Annotated in this window: 2 protein-coding genes; both read right to left on the reverse strand. The window is 47.3% G+C overall.

Annotated elements, in window-relative coordinates:
- A partial coding sequence (locus tag B3O33_RS02145; RefSeq protein WP_292362837.1) for an ArsR/SmtB family transcription factor occupies positions 1–276 on the reverse strand: 276 nt, incomplete at its 3' end.
- Positions 277–625: 349 nt separating this feature from the next.
- Complete coding sequence (locus B3O33_RS02150; RefSeq protein ID WP_292362480.1) at positions 626–2,851, reverse strand: TonB-dependent receptor plug domain-containing protein; 2,226 nt, start codon at positions 2,849–2,851, stop codon at positions 626–628.
- Between the last annotated feature and the right edge of the window lie 142 nt (positions 2,852–2,993).

Below are 2,993 nucleotides of genomic sequence, written 5' to 3' on the forward strand. Positions count from 1 at the left end.
GGCTAGTCGGTAATAAAGATGTCGGGCATCCCGTCTCCGGGTCACCAGATTCGCATTCAGTAATGTTTGTAAACGGGCTGAGACGGTAGATAGCTTGTTTTCAGTGGTGACCAAATCGCCTACGCAGAGTTCACCTTGCCGTAAACGATACAAAAGAGTCAGTCGCGATGGATCACCTAATGCCTTGAACAATGCAGCAGTGCGTTCCAGTTGCTGAACACTGGGTTCGTTGCTGCTGCAATTGCGTTGCTGATGTTCTTCACTACATGACTGCACTTGATATTCCAATATTCTATGGACTGTCATAACTTTAGGTCGAATAATCTATCAATGCAAGATCTAACCTCCATTTTTCAACAGAGGATGGAGAGTTTTCCCTCATTGAGAAAGTTAGCTTTTTGGGGGGAATTAATTTTAATAGAGCTATGGCAGGAGAGAACGGATACGTTTACATGCAGAGCTTTAGAACGAGCTTTAGCCTGATTCGCATAGTGCTAAATGGCTGAGAGCATAAAAATAAACACAAAGGTGGGGGCAGTGATTGCCCCCTTGTTTTATGGGTGAAAATATTTGTTTAGCAGGTCACATTTTTAGCTTTATTGATCTGCTTCCAGCTTGTTAAAAATCAGAATTTCAACGTCAAACCCGCATAAACTGATCTGCCCATGCCAGGCACCGTCACACCCCATGGAACCGATGTGTTCATGGTGGCACCCTGACCTACATACGCACCGGAAAGTGGGTGACTGTAGAGTCGGTCAAAGACGTTTTCCATACCAAAATCGACGCGCGCCTGTTTCCATTCATAACTGGTTCGCAGATTGACCAGACCATAACCGGCGGTTTCGATTTCGTTGCGTTCGTTGTTGACCTTGTCTTTGCCAGCGACCAGCACCCATTCGACATTATTACGCCAGCCGTTTTTGCTGTGCTCCAGCGATAAGGTGGAGTTCAGCGGCATGATGTTATAAAGATCATCGCCGGTATCACGGTTTTTACCTCTTACATAACTGAGGGTGGCAGTTCCGGTGATTTGTCCCCATTTTTCTGACTGATAAAGCGTTTTGAAACCTGATACATCCATACCATAGAGTTTGGCTGAGACATTCTGGTATTGAAGATAAACAAAATCATTATCGGTTGTGAGATTGGCTGCCGTACAAGCGCCACCGCCTGTGCTGCAGCGTTCTGCATCAATAAAATCATCGACATAGGAAATATAAGGTGTCAGTGACACATGCCAGTCATGTTGTTTCGCATCATGGAAATTGGCGGTGAAGCTCAAGGTATGGGCGATTTCAGGATCCAGATCAACATTGCCCACATAGCCATTGCCATCTCCGACCAGATTGACCATACGCATCGCCATGCCGTTGGTTGACCAGGCAAAGCGCTCGTATAAGTTGGGCGAACGGGTTTTCTGGGCGTAGCCGAATTCATAATCGTGGGTAGCCGAAGGTTTGAATCGCGCCAGCAAGGTCGCATCAATATTATGATCGGTGATATCACGGTCACTGGCATTAAACGCATCCGCCGCCGCCTGATACATCATCATATTGGTGTTGTAGCCTTGTACCTCATCGGTATTCATCTTGACGGTTTCATGGCGTATGCCCGCGACGGTAGTCCACTGGCTGTTCCAGGCGGCTTCCCATTCAGCAAATACACCATAGCGATCCCGCTCACCATTATTGATATTCCAGAAGGTATTCGGAGCCATCATCATGCCACCGGATGCTTCCCAGAAATCATCCAGACGATAGCGTTGTAATTCTGTTCCTACACGGAACAGATCGCGTTGATTGGCATTGATTTCGGCTTTAACCGATAGGCCGCGGTTATCACCTTCGGTTTCCATTGGCATACCATTGGCGATCATCATTCCTGAGCCATAGAGAAACTGTTTGTCATCACCAAACTGCATTTTGTGATGGGTTTTTTCACGGTAAAGCGAGGTTTCCAGTGAGCCCCAGTCAAACATGCCGTTGTAGATCAGGTTGATTTGATTGCTGCGGTTTTCGGTCATATCCATACGTTGATTTGGCCAGCCCTGATAGGGGATATCCTGATGGGCAAATTTAAGCTGCAGTTGGTGATTATCCAGTTTATAAGCGAAATCAATCGCATGATTCCGGCTTTCATAAGCAGAGGATCCGACTTCATCTGCATCCAAAGAACGGCCGTCGGTGGCAGCATTTCCCGCCTGTTTGAAATTGCCACCAGCATTATAGTTATTCGCTTTAGCGGTTGAGCCGGTATAAGTGATACTAAAGTCTTCTGATGCCAGCGTGGTGGAGAGATGACCACCGCGGGCATCGCCATTACTCCGATAGTAACTGCCAATTTCACCTTTGGTGATAGTCTGGCCATCTGCTGCAAATTCCGGTTGTTTTGACTTGGCGATAATGGTGCCACCGATACTGTCACCACCCAAGCTGACCGGGGCAATACCGGAATAAACCTGAATCTCTGAAACACGCGAGGGAGCAAGATAGGAGAGGGGCGGATTCATATGATTGGCACAGGCTGAAATCAAATCCATGCCATCAACCTTTATACGCAGGCGATCATCAGCAAAGCCACGCATAAACGGCAGTCCAGCGACGCCACCACCTGAATACATCGACATGCCCGCCACATCATTGAGAAATGCGGCGGTATCACTTTTATAAGCACGTTGAGCACTGATGTCATTTTCGCTCAATGTTGTGCTGTCCACCGTTGGAACAGAAGCAGCTGTGACCGTCACTCTGTCCAGCATCTCATCATCGTGTTCATGGGCGGCATACAAAGGAGCGCTTGCCAGTCCGGTCAAAATCATCATGGCTAAGGGAGAAAGACGTTTTTTCATGGTGCTGTGGTTCCGGTTTAAAAAGTTAAACCAAGAATAAGCAATATGTCAGCATAAAAAGTGTGGGATTTAGGGCAGGCGTGGGTGAAATCACGCAGTTTTGAATAGTTGAAGATTAGGTCTGGTAAACCGGCGTTCCCAC

The organism is Methylophaga sp. UBA1464 (genome assembly GCF_002325665.1).
Classification (GTDB): Bacteria; Pseudomonadota; Gammaproteobacteria; order Nitrosococcales; family Methylophagaceae; genus Methylophaga.

What these genes read in the sequence shown, in the direction of transcription:
- B3O33_RS02150 (WP_292362480.1), bottom strand. Translation starts at nt 2,851, where the DNA reads ATGAAAAAACGTCTTTCTCCCTTAGCCATGATGATTTTGACCGGACTG.